The organism is Streptomyces adustus, assembly GCF_009377175.1.
GTDB lineage: Bacteria > Actinomycetota > Actinomycetes > Streptomycetales > Streptomycetaceae > Streptomyces > Streptomyces adustus.
The window spans coordinates 1-16,888 of the sequence record NZ_VJZD01000115.1 but is presented as its reverse complement, the minus strand read 5'-3'; the positions used below and the strand labels follow the sequence as shown (position 1 = coordinate 16,888).

Here is a 16,888-nt window from a genome sequence, read left to right as displayed (position 1 = left end):
CGATGGGGTGTACGGGGCTGCTCCGGTGTGTCGGGCGGTCCCTCAGATGTCGGGGTGCTCCGGCTCCGGTGCGCTCGCCGCGTACGAGCCGGTGTGGTCCGTCGCGGAGGAGGCGCCGGCCTTGGCGGTGACGCGGCCGGGCGTCCATGACCGGCCTCCGGCGGACGGGCCGCCGCGACGGCCGGGGACGGGGCGGCGGCCCCGGCCGTCGGCGATCCGCAGCGAGAGCGTGCCGGTGAGTGCCAGTTGTTCGCCGAGGCGCAGGGTCCGCTCGCCCTGGCCGCCGGCCCGCAGCACCACTCCCCCGGCGAGATCGCGCCGGACGGCGTAGGCGCCCCGGTTGCGCCGTTCGATACGGGGGCTGTCGGTGGCGGCGTCGACGAGGTCGAACTCGTACCAGTTGCCCCGGCCCGTCTTGGCCTTGCGGCTGCACACGGAGGTGCCGTCGGCGCCCAGGAGTTCCAGCAGGAGTCCGCCGGGGGCGATCCGCAGGCGCTTGACGCGGCGGCGGGTGAGCAGCGCGGCGACGACGGCGACGAGGACGAACGCGCCGGGGACGATGAGCTGCCACCAGGCGTCCCAGATGCGCCGGGGGAGGCTGGGCACGGCGGTGACGGTGATGCTGAGGGGTGCGTCGTCGAGAACCCGGGTGCCGTCGGCGGCGGTGACCTTGCCGCCGAGGGCGGTGCCGTCGTCGTCGACCGGCGCGCCGAGCGCGTCGGCGTCGGCCACCCGTACGGTGACGTCGAGCGTGCGGGCCGCGCCCGGTTCGACGGGGACCTCGGCGGGGTCGACGCTCAGGCCGGTGCCCGCGGCGTCGGCGACGGCGAGCCGTACCGTGTGCGCCGCCGTGTCCCGGTTGCTCACCTTGAGCGTGCCCGTGACCTTGCCGCCGGGGTGGACGGTGGCGGCGGGGATGTCGAGCACGGCGCCGAACTTCGCGTTCGGCGGGGCGATGCCGGTGGGGTAGGAGCGGGTGTCGGGCCGCAGGCCCACCGATTGGACGGTGCTGGAGAAGAGCAGGTCGCCGGTGGCGTCGCGGGGCACGGTGACGGTCCCGGAGAAGACGCCGTCGAGGCCGTGCTCGTCCTGGCCCCGGCCGTCGTCGGCGAGGGCGATGGGCACCTTCTGCGTGAAGCCCTTGCCGGTCAGCTGCCCGGTGACGGTGATCCCGCGCAGGTCCCGCTCGTCGAGTTTGACTCCCGCCCTGGTCAGGACCTCGACCTCCACGCGGGTGCGTTCCCCGGCGCTCGGGGAGGGCTTCTCCAGCCGGATGTCGGAGCGCACCGCGCCCTGCCAGAGGACGCTGATGCTGGCGGTGCGGTCGCGGTGTCCGGCGGGGGCGTCGAGGTGCACCCGCCAGTCCCCGGCGAGGGGCCGGGTGACGCGCAGGGACTCGACCGACTTGCCGCGCCCGGTGAACTCGAAGGAGGACTCCCCGTCCCCGGCGCCGTCACCGGAGTCGGTGATCCTGTGGCCCTCGGGGTCGTAGTACGTGGCGGTGACCAGGGGGTCGCCCTTGGAGACGACGATGGTGCCCTCGGTGGCCAGTGGGGAGACGCGCACGGTGAGGTCGCCGGGGGGCCTGGTCCGCGAGCCCGGGTCCCGGTAGAGGCAGCGGGCGGCGGCGAACGCGGTCTCCAGGGCCCTGCCGAGGTTCTCGGCGTCGACGACCTCCGCCTGCGGCCTGGTCTGCGGCAGGTCGCGGCATCCGTCGCGGTAGCCGCCGGCGGCCATCTCGTCGAGGCGCTTGCGGTCGACGGCCCTGCCGAAGCCGAGCGGCCGGATCTGCACCTTGGCGTCGGCGGCCTCCCGCAGGGCGCGGGCGAGGTCCTCGTTCGCCTGCTCGTCCCGGGTGCGGTCGTCGAGGCCCCGGTAGCGGTAGCTGTCCTTGACGTCGAGGTAGCCGTCGGTGAGCAGGAACAGCACCCGGGGCCGCCCGGAGTCGGGCGCCTCCTTGAGCCGGGTGACGCCCTGGCGGACGGCGGAGATGAAGTCGGTGCCGGAGCCGCCCTGGGCGGTGCGCTCGCGCAGCTGTCCCGCGCACTCGGCGATCTGCTCACGGCCGACGGTGTCCAGCTGCCGCATCGGGCAGACCTCGTCGACGGGCGACTGGGTCGCGGTCCTGGCGTCGGCGAAGCCGAACACCACCATCCTCGACCGGGGCGAGGGGTCGCTGACGGCGATCGCCGCCACCGCGTCCTTCTCCCGGTCGAGTTCCCCGGCCCCGAGGCTCGCCGACTCGTCGACCGCGACGGCGTAGTCGACGGGGTCGTCGGAGGCGCCGGTCGCGGCCGGGGCCGCGACGACGGGCCGGCCCCGGCCCGAAGCGTCCGTGCCGAGGGCCGTCCGCGCGGCCCCGGGGAGCGCCGCCGCCGGCAGTGCCGCGGCGGGCAGCGCGGCCGCGGCGAGCGCCACCGCGGCGAGGCGGTACGCCCTTGCGCGCACCGCGAGGAGCGGGCGCTCCTTCGTCGTCGAGGCGCGTGCGCACGCATGCCCGACCGCCCCCGTTGTATACGTCACGCTTGGCTCCCCACCCATCCGAAGCCCCCCGAAATTCCCCGCATTCCGACGACTGCCGGAACGACATCCCTTCGGTGGCGTCCTGCACGATGAGATTAGTCTCACCGGGCCACGCTTTTGGCCGGAATCCCCTCTTTCCCCGACAGATAAAGCGACCACTCTTAATTAGCGATCATCCGAAAATATATTTCTTCTTTTCGGGCACGCTCGCCGTCATTGCCTGTTCATTCATGACCTGTTTCCGATCGGCTGTTGAGCCGGGCCGCGCGCAGTCGCTCGGCGAGCCCGTGCTTCCCCTTGGCGGTCGCGGCCCGGCGCAACGCCTCCAAGTCGACCTGTCCGAGCTCCAGCTGCCGGGAGAGGGAGTCGACCCGGGCGCGCAGCCCGGCGGGATCGTGGCGCAACCGGGCGCCGAACTGCCGATCGAGGCGTTCGACGAGGGCCCAGGCCCTGGTGTCCCGGTCCTCGCACCAGAACTGGAAGAACGAGCCGCCCAGCACGACGAACCCGCCGATCCGGTGCAGCCCGACCGGGCCGCCCGCCCCGACGCGCTCGCGGGGCAGCGTGACGCGCCAGGCCCCCTGCGCGTCCCGTACCGGCGGAAACTGTCCGAGGTCCTGGTCGCTGAGCCAGCCCGTGATCCGCCGCTCGACCGACCGGGCGGCGGCCAGCTCCTCGTTGCGCAGGGCGTGCACGCACTCGGGTGTCTGTTCGCACGCGGCCGAGAGCAGGACGTCGTGCTCGCCGTCGTGGGCCCGGGTGTAGACCAGATGGCGGGTCCGGCCGTCGTCCTCGGCCGCGCGCACGACGTACGCGGGCAGGTGCAGGCACTCGGGTGCGCCCACGCGCTCCAGGCCGTCGACGCCCGCGGGCAGGTTGAAGCCCTCCCGCCCGGGGTCGTCCGCGAGTTCCCGCACGGCCTCGTCGCGGAACGGGTGCGCCATCAGCCGGTGCGGACGGGGGCCGCGGTGCCACCCGGCCGCCGCACCGTCGTGCGGGACCCGGACGACGGTGTCGTTGCGGTAGTGGGCGGTGGTCAGCGGACCTGAGCGGAACCCGTCGAAGTACAGGCTGCGCCGGTCGTCGTGCGTCACCGTGTAGCGCTTGCCGTCCTTCACCGACCGCCGGCCGAGCGCGGTGAGCCCGAGCCGGCCGTCCTCCTCGGTGACGTGGTCGATCGCGGTCAGGAAGGCCAGGGCCTGGGCCACCAGGGCGGGGTCGAGCGCGAGGAAGGAGGCGACCTCGCCCGCGGTGGCGAGTCCGGCCTCGGCGATGCCGCGCTCGACGAAGCGGTCGATCAGGTCGTAGGGCTGCGCCTCGGTGACCTTCGCCCGCACCTGCACGGACCACACGGGCAGCAGCACCGCGTGGATGCCGGTGGGGCGCAGGCCCAGGGTGAACGCGGCGTTCTCCAGGGCCAGGTACGGCGGACACGGCGCCGGCAGGGTCTCCGCGCTCATCGGCCGCCGCCCTTTGTCCCGATACCGCTCATCGGCCGCCGCCCTCCGTCCCGATGCCGTCCAGCAGCACGCGGACCTCGTCGTACGACCGCAGCTCGCCGCGTGCGGCGACGTGCTCGCGCAGCGAGCGGGCGAGGTCGCGGAAGCCGGGGTCCCCGGCCCGGGTCAACGTGGACAGGTCCCCCACCAGCACGAGCTGGCGGCGGGCCCGGGTGAACGCGACGTTGGCCCGGCGCAGTTCGTCCAGGAAGCCCACCCGGCCGGCCGGGTTGCTGCGGGTGAAGCCGTAGAGGATCACGTCGCGCTCGCCGCCCTGGAACGAGTCGACCGTGCCGAGGTTCTGCCCGACGTGTTCCGCCCGGCCGGTGCGCCGGGTCAGGGCCGTGCCGATCAGCGCGGCCTGGGCGGCGTACGGCACGATCACCGCCCACTCCTCGCCCCGGGCCGCGTAGTGGGCGGCGAGCAGGGTGAGCAGATGGGCCTCGGCCGGGTTGACGTACCCCGTCCGCGCGCCGCCCGACGGGTCGCCCGCGTCCTGTTCGAAGCGTCGGCCGTCCGGCAGCCGCGAGGTGTCGACGAACACCATGGGGGCGCGGAACAGCAGGGCGTCGTGCGGCAGGTCGGGGCCCGGGGTCCGCAGCCTGCCCTCGTAGAACGCGCCCGAGACGAAGTCGGCGACGGCCGACGGCATCCGGCGCTGGTTCGTCAGCGACACGACGGCCGAGCCGGGCAGGTGCGGTTGCAGCATTTCGAGGGCACTGGTGGCCAGTAGGGCGGTGACGGCCGGATCGGCACGGCGCCCGGCGCGGTCGCCGGCCTCTGCGTCCAGGTAGGGCGGCAGCTGCCGGTGGTCCCCGACGAGCACCGCGCGGCGGGCCCGGACGAGCGGGACGAGCAGGTCCGGGACGGCGATCTGGCCGGCCTCGTCGACGACGGCGAGGTCGAAGCCGAGGCCGGTCAGCTCGGGGCGGGAGGCCACCCCGATGCAGGTGGCGGCGACCACATGGGCGTACCGGATCAGTTCCGTGTGCAGTTGCCCGGTCGCCGACGCCACCTCGTCGTGCCACTCGGCGAGCAGGGTGTGCCGGGCCAGCAGGCCCGGCAGCAGCCGCGTCAGGCTGTCGTGGAGCCGGATCGGTTCCCGGTCGGCGACAGCCGGGTCCGCCGTCGGCGGGGCGAGGTCGGGCGGGGTCTCCCCGGCGGCCGCGAGCAGGCTCCGGCAGCGGTCGGCCGCGTGCAGCGCCTCGGCGCGGCAGGTCGCGGCGCGCCCGGCGGTCTCCTCCAGCGCCCGGCGTGCGGTGCGCACGGCCGGGATGTCACGGGTGGCCTCGTCGAGGACGTGCTCGGCCTCGGCCAGCTCCCGTCGGTGGCGTGCCTGCCGCCCGGCGAGCGCGGCGGCCACCGCCTCCGCGCGGGCGAGACGGCGCTCGTGGCGCCGGGCGAGGAAGCGGAAGACGAAGCCGACCGGGCGCAGGCCGGTGCGGCGCAGGGCCGCGTCGCGCGACCGGGTGAGCCGTTCGGTCCTGCGGGTGCCGCGCTCCTCCTCCCGGTCGAGGCGTCGGCGCTCGGCGAGCAGTTCGTCCACCCGCAGCAGGGCGGGACCGCCCGCGGCCCGCCCGGCCTCGGCGAGCGCGGCGCGCCGGTCCGCCTCCTCGGCCGTCAGCGTGCCGAGCCGGTCGAGGAGCCGGCCCAGGGTCTCGTACCACTCCCGGACTGCCTCGATGTCGCCCCGGGCGGTCAGCCGGGTCTCCAGCCGGCCGAGGATCTCCTGCCGCAGCCCGGCCGCCTGCTCCTCCAGGAGGTAGGGCCGGCCCTCGGGGGTGACCCGGGCCTCGTTGCCGACCCGGACGACGACGAGGTCCTTGGGGAGGCGGCCCAGGACGTTGTCCACCGCCCGGTTGCTGTGGGAGGCGATCAGCACGCGCTCCCTGGTCCGCCGGGCGGCGACCGCCCGGGCGATCTCGCTGATCACCCGGGTCTTCCCGGTGCCGGGCGGCCCCAGCACGAGCATCAGGTCCTCGGCCGAGAGCGCCCTGCGGAAGGCGTCCGTCTGGGCGGGGTCGAGCGCCTCGCCGAGCGCGTCCGGGGCCGGGCTCGACGGACGGACCCGGTGGTCCACCAGGACGTCCAGCAGATACGGGTTGAGCGACCGGCGCTCGCGCAGGGTCCGCACCGCCTGACGCCGTCGCTCGTGGGCCGCCTGGCCGGTGGGGATCCGCAGGGCGCCCTGCCGCGGCACGCTGTCCCAGTCGACGGCCCGGTCGAACGACACGGTGACCGAGGTGCCGCCCGCGCAGGCGCGGACGACCTGACCGCGCAGGTCGGGTTCGCCGCCGATCTGCACGAAGGCGCCCTCGTCGGGTCCCCGCTCGACCGCCAGGTCGAAGGTGTAGACCGCCCGGGTGCCGTGGCGCCGCTCACCCGCGGCACGGGCGGCGCGATAAGGGAAGTCACCGGTCTCCCGCGCCCGGTCGGCGGCGATGTCCTCGACGGTGTCGATGGCCCGCTCGACGGTGTCGAGGAAGCGCGCGTGCCGTTCGGCGAGTTCCGGCGCGCCGTGCCGTGCGGCCAGCTGCTCGGTGAGCCGTCGCCAGGCGTCCTCCAGGAGGGGCCAGTGGGTGTCGCTGCCCGCGGGGGTCCCGGCGTCGGGGTGGCGGGCCAGCCAGCCGCCGGGCCGCACCAGCAGGCAGCCGCGCTCGATGTCGCGATGGTGCCGGAAGGCTAACGGGAGGACGGCGGCCACCCGGTAGGCGCCCTGCTCCCGCCTGCTGCGGTACAGCCGCGCGACGTAGGACCTGCCGTAAAGCAGCAGGCTGCGGTCCCCGCCGGGCCGTCGGGGTTCGGCGACGATCGCGGGCACGCCCCGTTCCCGCGCGCCGAGGTCGGCGGCGAGGTCGTGGACGTCCTCGGGCAGGTGGTCGGAGCGCCGCCGCAGCAGCTCGGCGTCGAGGGTGGCGCCGGGGACGAGGACGAGGTTCCCGGGCACGTCGACGGTGCGCCGCCGCATTCAGGCCGCTCCGAGCAGGTCGTCGCGGGCCGCGCGCAGGGCGGTGCCGAGGGCGCGGGCGGCAGGACGCTCGCCGGGGTCTTCCGCCAGCGCCGCGCGCACCGCGCGGTCCAGGCCGACGGGGGCGCGCTCCAGCCGGGAGCTCGGCGGCGGGGCTCCGCCCGGTTCCGGTGGCCGGCCGGTGGCCAGGTGGTAGGTGAGGGCGGCCAGTTGGTAGACGTCGGCGGGCGGTCCGACAAGGCCCGGCCGGTGGCCGCCGCGCCACTGTTCGGGCGCCCGGTAGAGGGTGGGTCCTTCGCCGGGGCACGGAGCGTGGGCGGCCAGCCCGAGGTCGCGCAGGATCAGCCGTCCGTCGTCTTGCTCCAGGACGACGGTGGGGTCGAGGTGGCGATGGGTGGCGCGGGCCCGGTGCAGCGCGGCCAGGGTGTCGCACAGCCCGGCGATCGCGGCGAGCAGCCGGGCCAGCCGGTTGGCGTTCAGCGGGGCCGACCGGTCGGCCAGCCAGCCGCTGTGCAGCGTCCCGCAGCGGCGGCCGGACCGGGTCAGCGGCCAGGGCAGGGCGAGCACGGCCCGGCGGTCGCCGATCCGTTCGTACCGTCCGGGGCCCGGCAGGCCGCGCGCGCGTTGGTGGATCCTGCCGAGGAGGTCGTGTTCCCGGCCGAGGGCGGCCAGCGCGTCCAGGGCGTCCGGGGTGGGCAGGCGTACTTCGGCGTGCCGCAGCCAGACGTAGGGCGAGGCGGTGCCCGCCGCGGACGGCTCCAGTCGGCAGGCCACCGCCTGGTGCCGGACGAGCGCGTGGTCCGGGGCGGGCTGTTCGTCGAGGAGCTCGTCGTGCACCAGATACCGGCAGGCCGGCGTGGACACCGTGCGCCCGCCGGTCCACGGCTGCCCGGGGGTCCACGGCTGCCCGTCCGCCCCCGCGGACGGCGGCGTCGACGGGTACGGCGCCGGGTACGGCGACGCCTGCCGGGGCGACGTCGGCGACGGCCACGGGGAGGGCGCCGGGTGCGCCGGTGCGCCGTACGGCAGGGGCGGCGCGGACTCGCTGCGGTGCGCCAGGGAGGCCGAGGGACGAGCGCCCGGTACCCGGAAGTCCTCGGGCACGAAGAATCCGTCCGGTACGAGGAGTCCGTCCGGGTCGGACGCGGTGTACGGGTCGAGGAAGGCGTACGGGTCGAGGGACCCGTACGGCTCCTCGCCACCGGCCTCCAGTTCGCGGACGACGGAGCAGGCGAACGCGGCCGCGTTGCGGGCGGCGACGGTCTGCCAGTCGGCGGCGTCGCTGCGCCGCTTGGTGCCGTCGGCCCGGTCGCTGATGCCACGCACGATCAGCGCGGGCAGCCGGTTGCTGAGGTGGGCCGCCTGCGCCACGCCCGCGCCCTCCATCTCGACGGCCACCGCGTCCTGGTAGTGCCGGTCCAGCATCCGCCGCAGGGCGGACTCCTGGGCGTCGGAGACGACCTCGCCGGCGGCGATGGGCTTGAAGTGGACGGCCGGCGGGGCGTGTCCGCCGCCGGTCCGGGGCCGCGCCCCCGCCCAGGCGCCGTCGCGGTCGACGAACCGGGCCAGCTGTTCCAGCTCGTGCGGGGCCTGCCAGGACACGGGCCGCGCCGCGAATCCCCCGTCGGTCTCCTTGCCTCCGTGGTAGGCGTACACCTTGGTCGCCACCACGACGTCGCCCAGCGCGATGTCCGGCCGCAGCCCGCCCGCGACGCCGACGAAGAACAGCGCGCAGGGGTCGAACGCCTCGATGGCACGGCTCGTGAGCACCGCCGAGGCGTGGTTCCCGGCTCCGGTCTGGGCCAGCACGATCTGCCACGGCGTGCCGTTGAGCCAGCCCGCCTCGAACACCGTGCCCTGATGGCTCGGGCCCCTGCGCACGGAGACCAGGCGTTCGCGCACCGCCCGGTACTCCACGGGCAGGGCGGTCAGCACCAGGACGGGCCCGGTCGGCGTCCGCGTACCGTTCACGGTATTTCCCCCGCTGAGATATTTCCGGATGACCTGACGGACGGCACCGCGCACGCCGAGGCAGGCGACCATACTCCACGGCGCGCCGCACCCGGCGGGCGATGAGAATTTCGTACAGGGAAAAACCGGAAAACCGAAATAGAAATGCCATCACACGATCACGGACAAAGCACATCCGATCATTGGATTTTCTGAGGCTTTACTGGAGGGAAAAGAGCCGAGCGAGGTCCCAGGCCCGCCGTCACGGGACGCCCGCCATCACAGGACGCCGGGCGGTCTGATCCATCCCAGCGACCGCTCGACGGCCCGCTGCCAGTTCTCGTACTCCGACACGCGGCGGGCGGGGTCCATGTCCGGCAGCCACTGCGCCGCCCGGTGCCAGTTGTGCCGCAGGACCTCCAGGTCCGGCCAGTATCCGGCGGCCAGCCCGGCGGCGTAGGCGGCGCCGAGGGAGACCGTCTCGGCGACCATCGGGCGCACCACGGGCACGTCCAGCACGTCGGCCACGAACTGCATCAGCAGATTGTCCGAGGTCATGCCCCCGTCGACCTTGAGCTCCCGCAGGGGGACCGAGGAGTCGGCGTTCATGGCGTCCACCACCTCGCGGGTCTGCCAGCCGGTGGCCTCCAGGACGGCCCGGGCCAGGTGTCCTTTGGTGATGTACGAGGTGAGGCCGACGACGACACCGCGCGCGTCGCTGCGCCAGCGCGGTGCGAACAGGCCGGAGAAGGCGGGGACGATGTAGCAGCCGCCGTTGTCCTCGACCGTCCGCGCCAGGGTCTCGATCTCCGGCGCGCTGCTGATCAGCCCCAGCCGGTCGCGGAACCACTGGACCAGGGAGCCGGTGACGGCTATCGAGCCCTCCAGGGCGTAGACCGTGGGCTCGTCCCCGATCTTGTAGGCGATGGTCGTCAGGAGCCCGTGGTGGGAGCGCACGAGATCGGTACCGGTGTTGAGCAGCAGGAAGCTGCCGGTGCCGTACGTGCACTTCGCCTCGCCCGGGGAGAAGCAGGTCTGCCCGAACAGGGCGGCCTGCTGGTCGCCGAGGGCGGCCGTGATCCGGACGCCGGGCAGCGCCGCGCCGGCCTCGCCGTAGCTCTCGGCGGGGGAGCGGATCTCGGGCAGCATGCAGCGGGGCACCCCGAAGAACGCCAGCAGCTCGTCGTCCCAGGCCAGCGAGCGGATGTTCATCAGCATGGTGCGGCTGGCGTTGGTGGCGTCCGTGATGTGCAGCCCGCCGTCCGCTCCCCCGGTGAGGTTCCAGATCAGCCAGCTCTCCATGGTGCCGAACAGCACCTCGCCGTCCCTGGCGCGCTCCTCCAGCCCCTTGACGTGGTCGAACAGCCAGCGGATGCGCAGCGCGGAGAAGTAGGTCGAGGGAGGCAGTCCGCAGCGCTCCAGGAAGAAGCCGTCTCCGGGCCGGATCCTGAGCTCCTCGACGAGCGACGCGGTGCGGGTGTCCTGCCAGACGATCGCCCGACCCAGCGGGGCGCCCGTGCGCCGCTCCCAGAGCACCGTCGTCTCGCGCTGGTTGGCGATGCCGATGGCGGCGACCTCGTCCGGGCCGACCTCCCCCGCGGCCAGGGCCTCGGGCACGACGCGCAACAGATTGCGCCAGATCTCGACGACGTCGTGCTCGACCCAGCCGGGCCTGGGGAAGTGCTGCCGGTGCTCGCGCTGGGCGACCGACACCAGCCGCCCGTGATGGTCGAACAGGATGCATCGGGTGGAGTTGGTGCCCTGGTCGATGGACATCACATACCGTTCAACCATGATCGGGTCTGCCTTCCGACGGGACGAGGAGGCGGGCTCACCAGCGAGCGGCCCCCAGATCTCGGGAGATCGCCCGGGCGGCGTCACGGAGCAGGGTGACCAGGGCCGGCCGGGGGCGGCCCTGGCCGTCGCAGATCCGCTCGACCGCGCCGGAGAGCCCGATCGCGCCCACCACCAGCCCACCGTGCCCGCGGATGGGCATGGCGACACCGGCCTCGCCCATGCTCATTTCCTGGACCTCGGCGGCCCAGCCGGTCTCACGGACGTCGGCGAGCGCCTGGGTGAGCTGCGCCCGGGTCACCAGGGTGTGCCGGGTGTACGCCTCCGGAGCGGGCTCCAGGGCCTCGTCGAGCGGCGCGGACCCGAAGGCCAGGAGCACCTTGCCGAGCGAGGAGGCGTGCAGCGGCAGCAGCGAGCCCACCTCCAGGCTCTGGAGCGTGTCGTCCGGCCGGAACACGTGATGGACGACGAGGACCCGGCCCTCCAGGGGGGTGCCCAGACGGACCGACTCCCCGCTGCGCGCGGCCAGGGCGTCGGCCCAGTTGATGGACCGGGACCGCAGCTCGTTCACGTCGAGGTAGCTGGTGCCCAGATGCAGCAGAGCCGCTCCGAGCTGGTATTTCCCGGTCGCCGCGTCCTGCTCCACGAAATCCACGTGCTGGAGGGTGCGCAGGATGCCGTGGGCGGTGCCCTTCGCGAGGCCGAGCGAGGCCGCCACCTCGCCCAGCCCCAGTCGGCGGGGTCCGCCGGCGAGCAGCCGCAGGATCGCCGCCGCCCGTTCGATCGACTGGACCGGGCCGGCCATGAGGCGAGCCTAATACCGCCCGGAAGCGTCCGCTTCACGTACAGATGGAGGGCTACGCCCCTGAATTCGACGCTTGCGTTCGGTAATGGCGACCTGAGTTCATTGACCCCCTTCGTGCCGCTTCCTACGGTGCTCTGAAGCCCGGCATCCTCGCCGGACCCGGCGCCAGACCGGCAGCCTCCACCCGGAGGAGCCCGGCAGCGTTCGTCCTGGAGGAGTACACATGGCGGCACAGCTGAACACGATGCTTCGGCAGGCATGCGAACACGTCTGCCCTCTGCCGCCCGTGCCCGGGGCCGTCTCGGACGTACGACGGCGCGCCGGGGACGTCATGGCCGCCTGGGACGTCTGCCCGGAGATCGTCGAGGACGCCCTGCTGGTCGTCTCCGAGCTGCTGACCAACGCCGTCGTGCACGCCCTGCCCCCGGCGCACCTGCGCCTGACCTGGGTCAAGGACGCGGGGCTCGGCACCCTGCGGATCGAGGTCACGGACGCGGGTCCCGCCTACGGCACGGGAGACGCGCAGGACGGGATCGACCCGGACGAGCACGGCCGGGGCGAGCAGATCGTGCACGCGCTGGCGGCCCGGCACGGCATCCACATCCACTCCGGCGGCGTGTCCCGCTGGGCCGATCTCGTCGCTGCCTGAACGCCCGCACACACCGACGTACGCACCTCCACCGACGCAAGCACGCCCGCCGACGCACGCCACCCCGGCGACCGGCCCGATCCCGTAGACGTGATCCCGTGAGGCGCGCGAACGCGCGGTGGGCCGGTCAAACCTGGTCCCGCAGGGGGAGGCCGGTGCCGTCCCGCGCGTCCGGCGCGCACCGCTCCGCCGGGAGCAGGACTCCGGCGGCGGACCGCGGGCGCGACCCGGACACGGCCGGCTCACCGGCCGCACTCCGCACGGACACCGGCTTGCGCAGCAGGAGCAGCGCCGCGTCGTCGTGCAGCTTTCCGCCCACGTGCGCCAGCAGCTCGTCGTGCAGTGCGGTCAGGGTGCGGTCCGGCTCGTCGCTCACATGGCGCGCCAGCCCCTCGGCGAGCGGATAGAACGCGCGGTGGCGGTCACGGGCCTCGGTCACCCCGTCGGTGTAGAGCAGCAGCTGGTCGCCGTCGGCGAAGGGCAGCGTCTGGAGGCCGGGGGTCTGGCCCGACAGGGCGCGCAGTCCGAGCGGCGGGGCCGGATCGGCGGGCTCCACCGGTACGACATCACCGGCGGCGCGGACCAGCAGCGGCGGCGCGTGGCCGCAGTTGACCAGCTCCAGGCGGCCGGCGCTCGGGTATCCGGCGACCACGGCGGTGACGAAGTCGTCGCTGTCCAGATTGCGCTCCAGGCTCCGCTCGATCCGGTCCACGACGGCGACGAGGTCGGGCTCGTCGTGGGCGGCCTCGCGGAAGACACCGAGCACCAGCGCCGCGGTGCCCACGGCGGGCAGGCCCTTGCCGCGCACGTCACCGACGATCATCCGGATCCCGTACGGGGTGGGGATCAGCGCGTAGAGATCCCCACCGATCCGGGCCTCGGCCGCGGCGGCGCTGTAGCGGACCGCCACCCGGAACGGGCCGACGGTCTCCGGTACGGGCCTGAGCAGCGCGTGCTGGGCGGCCTCCGCGACCGAGCGGACGGCCGCGAGCACACGCTCCCGGCGTCCGCGCAGGTAGCTGGCCAGGTCGCTCGCCAGGGTGACGGCCAGCAGGGCCGCCAGTACGGCCGCCAGCTCGCCGTCCGGGACGTCCGCGCGGGCCCCGAGGACAAAACCGAACGCCAGGGCGAGGAAGCCGACGAGGAGGACCCCGCGCGGCCGGTTGGTCGTGGCGGCCAGCGCGGGCCCGGCGACGAGCAGGGGCAGCCAGATCATGCCCTCTTCGAACAGGTCGGCGAACACCACGACGGCGACGAGCAGGACGGGCAGTACGGCCTTGCCTGCGGTCGGCAGGACCGTGGCGCGTCGGCGGGTGGATCCTCGGGCCTGGGTCATCTTGCGTCCGGTGTCCTCACGTGCGCTCTGGAGAATTCCCGAAATGTCCGTTTGATCCAGGTAAAGGCGTCGGAGGCGGATCCCACAAGGACCGGGATTTCACATAGTGAGCGACAGGCCCCGGGTCACCCGGTCCGCGGTCGGGATCAGCCGGGCGAGGACCTCCGCCATCCGGCAGGCCCGCGCCGCCGGCATGGACACGCCGAGCGAGCCGAGGATGTCCCCGCTGTACACGGGCGCGGCGACGCAGACGGTGCCGAGGGCGTATTCCTCCAGGTCCGTGACGGCCGGCGCGACGGGTGAGGCGTCGATCCGCCTGAGCAGCTCCGGGGAGCTGGTGACGGTCCGCGGGGTGAGGTCGGCCAACAGGTGCCGGGAGAGGTAGTCCCGGCGGGCGTCGTCGTCCAGCTCCCGCAGGATGCACTTGCCCAGCGCGGTGGCGTGCCCGGCGTCCTCGAACCCCACCCAGAGGTCCGCCCGGGGCGCGCGGGGACCGTCGACGATCTCGGCGACCCGGATCTCGCCCTCCTCGTAGAACGTGAGGTAGGCGGCGGTCGCGAGCTCGTCCCGCAGCGCGGCGAGCACGGGCCGGACCCGGCTCAGCAGCGCCTGCTCGCGGCTGGTGGTGCGCAGCGCCTGCACCTTGTCGCCCAGGACGAAGCCGCCGTCGTCGAGTTTGCGCAGGTATCCGTCGTGCACCAGCGTCCGCAGCAGGTGGTAGGCGGTGGCCAGGGGCAGCTCGGCCTCCCGCGCGAGCTGTTTGGCGGGCGCGCCGTTCACGTGCCCGCTCACGGCTTCCAGCAGGCGGAAGGCCCGCTGGACGGACGTGATGAGCGTGGGGCCGTCCTGAGCGCGCATACACCCAGCGTGCGCCCGGCGCCCGGCCCCGGCAAGGCGCGCACGGAACGTGACGGATCCACCACGTTGCGGCATCGCGCGGCACGGGTCCTGATACCCAGGCCGAGGGGGATTCACCCGATGGCAGGCGTTCCCTCACTCGTTCTCGTGCAGTAGCGCGCAGGCCACCCCGTGACGAAAGGGGTTCTGCTGAACTTTTCCGACGTACGAGTGAGCTGACGCGACCTCAGGGGATCAGGTGACTTTACGTCGGACGTGGTTCGGGACAGGCAGATCGGTACTGACGGTTCTCACGGCGTTCACGGCGCTGGCCGGGACGACCGTGGTGGGGGCGGCACCCGCCGACGCCGCACAGGGCACGACAGTCGCACCGGGCGTGGTGTACCGGCAGTACGACATCCAGGGGGCCAGGGGCGTGGCGCACGCCCATGTGCTGAGCGTCGACCTGCGCCGACGGGCGCGCCTCGGTCTGCTCCGGCCCGGGGCGGTGGCGCGGCGGGCCACGATCTCCGGGCTGGCCGACGCCCAGGGGGCGGTCGCGGGCGTCAACGGGGACTTCTTCAACATCACCGAGATCCAGCATCCCGGGGTCCGGGCGACGGGTGCCGCCGTGGGGCCGGCGATCGCGTCCGGCCGGGTCCTCAAGGCGGCCGTGCCGGACGGGCAGCGGTTCGGCCCCGATCTGCCGCCGGGCACCGACGCCACCGAGGTCGTCGGCGTCGGCTCCGACTGGCGCGCCCGGCTCGACCGGCTGCGCCTCGACGGGTCGGTCCGCACGCCCACCGGCACGCTTCCGCTCGGCGGACTCAACCAGTACGCGCTGCCGGTGGGGTCCATCGGCGCGTTCACCTCGGACTGGGGCACCGCCTCGCGGGTGCGGGCCACCTGCGGTACGGACACCGAGCGGGCGGCGTCGTGCAGCGCGGACACCTACGAGGTGACGCTGCGGCACGGCAGGGTCGTCGCGCTCGCCGACCGGCCCGGCAGCGGCGCGGTCGCCCCGGGCACGACCGTCCTCGTCGGCCGTGAGGCGGGCGCGCGGCAGCTGCGCAGGTTCTTCCGGGGCGAGCCGGTCTCGGTCCGGCACCGGCTGGTGGCCGCCGGGAGCCGGATTCCGTTCCGCTTCGCGCTGGGCGGATACCCGGTCCTGCGCGGCGGGGTTCCGCTGGCCGGCCTGAACAACAGGACATCGGCGGTGCGCACCGCCGTGGGCATCGCGAGCGGTGGGCGGCGCGTGTTGCTGCTGGCCCTGGACGGCGCGCCCGCCTATCGCAGGGGTCTCACGATCGCCGAGGTGGCGGGTGTGCTGCGGAGCCTGGGCGCGGTCGACGGGTTCAGCCTCGACGGCGGCGGCTCGTCGACGCTGGTGGCCAGGGCCCCCGGCGCGAGCCGGGTCTCGGTGCGCAACCACCCCTCGGGCGGGGCGGAACGCGCCGTGGCCAACGGGATCGGGGTCTTCACCGTCGGGTGACCCCGCGCGGGATCACGGATGCAGGCTGCTCACCATGTCGGCCGTCGCCGTGATCCCGCTGCTGATCGTGGGCGCGATGCTGGTGCCCGCGAGACAGAATCCGAACAGTGCGCAGATCAGCGCGTGGGAGATCTTCAGTCCGCCGTTGCGCAGGAAGATCACTGCCAGGATCAGCAGCAGCAGCACCGCAGAGATGGAAATGGCCATCGTCAACCTCCTCCGCCACGTCCACTTCGCGGCGTTCGGCCGTAAGTGTGGCGTAGCGGAGGGTCCGTCCGGGCGGTTGACCTGTCCGCCGAACGAGTGGTTTTACGCGGCGGGGCGATAGGAGTCGAGGAAGGCTTCCAAGCCCGCCAGGTCGTCGGTGTTGAGGTAGTCGACCCCGGCCGCGAGGAGTTCGGTCCACAGGGCGGTGCGGGCGGGTCCTGCCAGGTCCGGGGTGGCCCAGAACCGCACCTTCTGGCCGTGCGCGTGCGCCGTACGGACGATGTCCCGCAGTTTCCGCCGCTCGGCGTCGGGGAAGGCGCCCTCGCCCAGCCAGCCGAAGTTGAGCGTCCAGTTGTCGCTGATCAGCGAGATGAAGGAGGCGGGCGCGGTGCTGCCGAGGTCGGCGAGCCGGCCGTCGTAGAACGCCCTGCGGACGGTCTGCGCCTCCATCGGGCCCCGGGCCGCGCGATCGCCGGAGATGACGGCGGTGACCGGTCCGGGGTGCACCCGGCCTCCGGCGTACGTGGTGAACAGGTGCCGGTGGCGCCGGAGGCGGCGGTCGAGTGCGAGGTAGGTCGACGAGCCCTCGGTCTTGATGTCGATCAGGAGTTGCAGGGGCGCGCGGTGCCCGCGGTACACGGAGCCGCGGCCGGCCCGGACGCGGGCGGCGAGCGGGTCGAGGTAGAGGGATTCGAGGGTGCGGGACGGGTCGAGGTCCTCCGGGTCGTGGGCGACGAGGAGCTGGTCGCCGACCAGGTAGATGTCGGCCTCGACGCTGCCGAAGCGGTGGTCGAGGGCGTCGAGGAGGGGGCGGGGGTGCTCGTAGTC

At 74.1% G+C, this 16,888-nt stretch carries 12 protein-coding genes; 2 read left to right on the top strand and 10 right to left on the bottom strand.

Annotated features, from left to right (window positions below):
- Positions 1-42: 42 nt before the first annotated feature.
- The 6 genes from FNH09_RS25620 to FNH09_RS25595 all read right to left on the bottom strand — a co-directional run bounded on the left by FNH09_RS25620 (position 43) and on the right by FNH09_RS25595 (position 11,539).
- Entirely contained in the window at positions 43-2,523 is a 2,481-nt protein-coding gene (locus FNH09_RS25620) for a VWA domain-containing protein (protein WP_162469086.1), read from the bottom strand.
- 224 nt (positions 2,524-2,747) lie between these two features.
- A complete protein-coding gene (locus FNH09_RS46775) occupies positions 2,748-3,983 on the bottom strand; it encodes a gas vesicle protein GvpG (protein WP_156110835.1) in 1,236 nt (411 codons plus the stop codon).
- Between the two features lie 28 nt (positions 3,984-4,011).
- On the bottom strand, positions 4,012-6,990 hold the full coding sequence (locus FNH09_RS25610; RefSeq protein ID WP_152891989.1) for an AAA domain-containing protein: 2,979 nt from the start codon (positions 6,988-6,990) through the stop codon (positions 4,012-4,014).
- Entirely contained in the window at positions 6,991-8,961 is a 1,971-nt protein-coding gene (locus tag FNH09_RS25605; protein WP_162469085.1) for a phosphorylase family protein, read from the bottom strand.
- 258 nt (positions 8,962-9,219) lie between these two features.
- Positions 9,220-10,734 (bottom strand): glycerol kinase GlpK, encoded by a 1,515-nt coding sequence (glpK, locus tag FNH09_RS25600; protein WP_152891984.1) that lies wholly within the window; start codon positions 10,732-10,734, stop codon positions 9,220-9,222.
- A 37-nt stretch (positions 10,735-10,771) separates the two neighbouring features.
- A complete protein-coding gene (locus tag FNH09_RS25595; protein ID WP_152891982.1) occupies positions 10,772-11,539 on the bottom strand; it encodes an IclR family transcriptional regulator in 768 nt (255 codons plus the stop codon).
- A 223-nt stretch (positions 11,540-11,762) separates the two neighbouring features.
- On the opposite strand from FNH09_RS25595, the gene FNH09_RS25590 reads away from it, so the two are divergent.
- Complete coding sequence (locus FNH09_RS25590; protein ID WP_152891980.1) at positions 11,763-12,188, top strand: ATP-binding protein; 426 nt, start codon at positions 11,763-11,765, stop codon at positions 12,186-12,188.
- A 127-nt stretch (positions 12,189-12,315) separates the two neighbouring features.
- Here the strand turns inward: FNH09_RS25590 and FNH09_RS25585 are convergent, their stop codons facing one another.
- Together FNH09_RS25585 and FNH09_RS25580 are read right to left on the bottom strand one after the other, a co-directional pair.
- Positions 12,316-13,524 carry a PP2C family protein-serine/threonine phosphatase gene (locus FNH09_RS25585; RefSeq protein WP_152891978.1) on the bottom strand — a complete coding sequence of 403 codons (1,209 nt, stop codon included), beginning with the start codon at positions 13,522-13,524 and terminating at the stop codon, positions 12,316-12,318.
- Between the two features lie 99 nt (positions 13,525-13,623).
- Positions 13,624-14,382 carry an IclR family transcriptional regulator gene (locus FNH09_RS25580; RefSeq protein WP_152891976.1) on the bottom strand — a complete coding sequence of 253 codons (759 nt, stop codon included), beginning with the start codon at positions 14,380-14,382 and terminating at the stop codon, positions 13,624-13,626.
- Between the two features lie 238 nt (positions 14,383-14,620).
- Between FNH09_RS25580 and FNH09_RS25575 the strand changes: the two genes are divergently transcribed.
- A complete protein-coding gene (locus FNH09_RS25575) occupies positions 14,621-15,853 on the top strand; it encodes a phosphodiester glycosidase family protein (protein WP_162469084.1) in 1,233 nt (410 codons plus the stop codon).
- Positions 15,854-15,865: 12 nt separating this feature from the next.
- Here FNH09_RS25575 and FNH09_RS25570 read toward each other — a convergent pair whose 3' ends face one another.
- Entirely contained in the window at positions 15,866-16,060 is a 195-nt protein-coding gene (locus FNH09_RS25570; RefSeq protein WP_152891974.1) for a hypothetical protein, read from the bottom strand.
- 102 nt (positions 16,061-16,162) lie between these two features.
- Positions 16,163-16,888 (bottom strand): phosphatidylinositol-specific phospholipase C/glycerophosphodiester phosphodiesterase family protein (locus FNH09_RS25565; protein ID WP_152891972.1); only part of this gene is annotated, 726 nt, incomplete at its 5' end.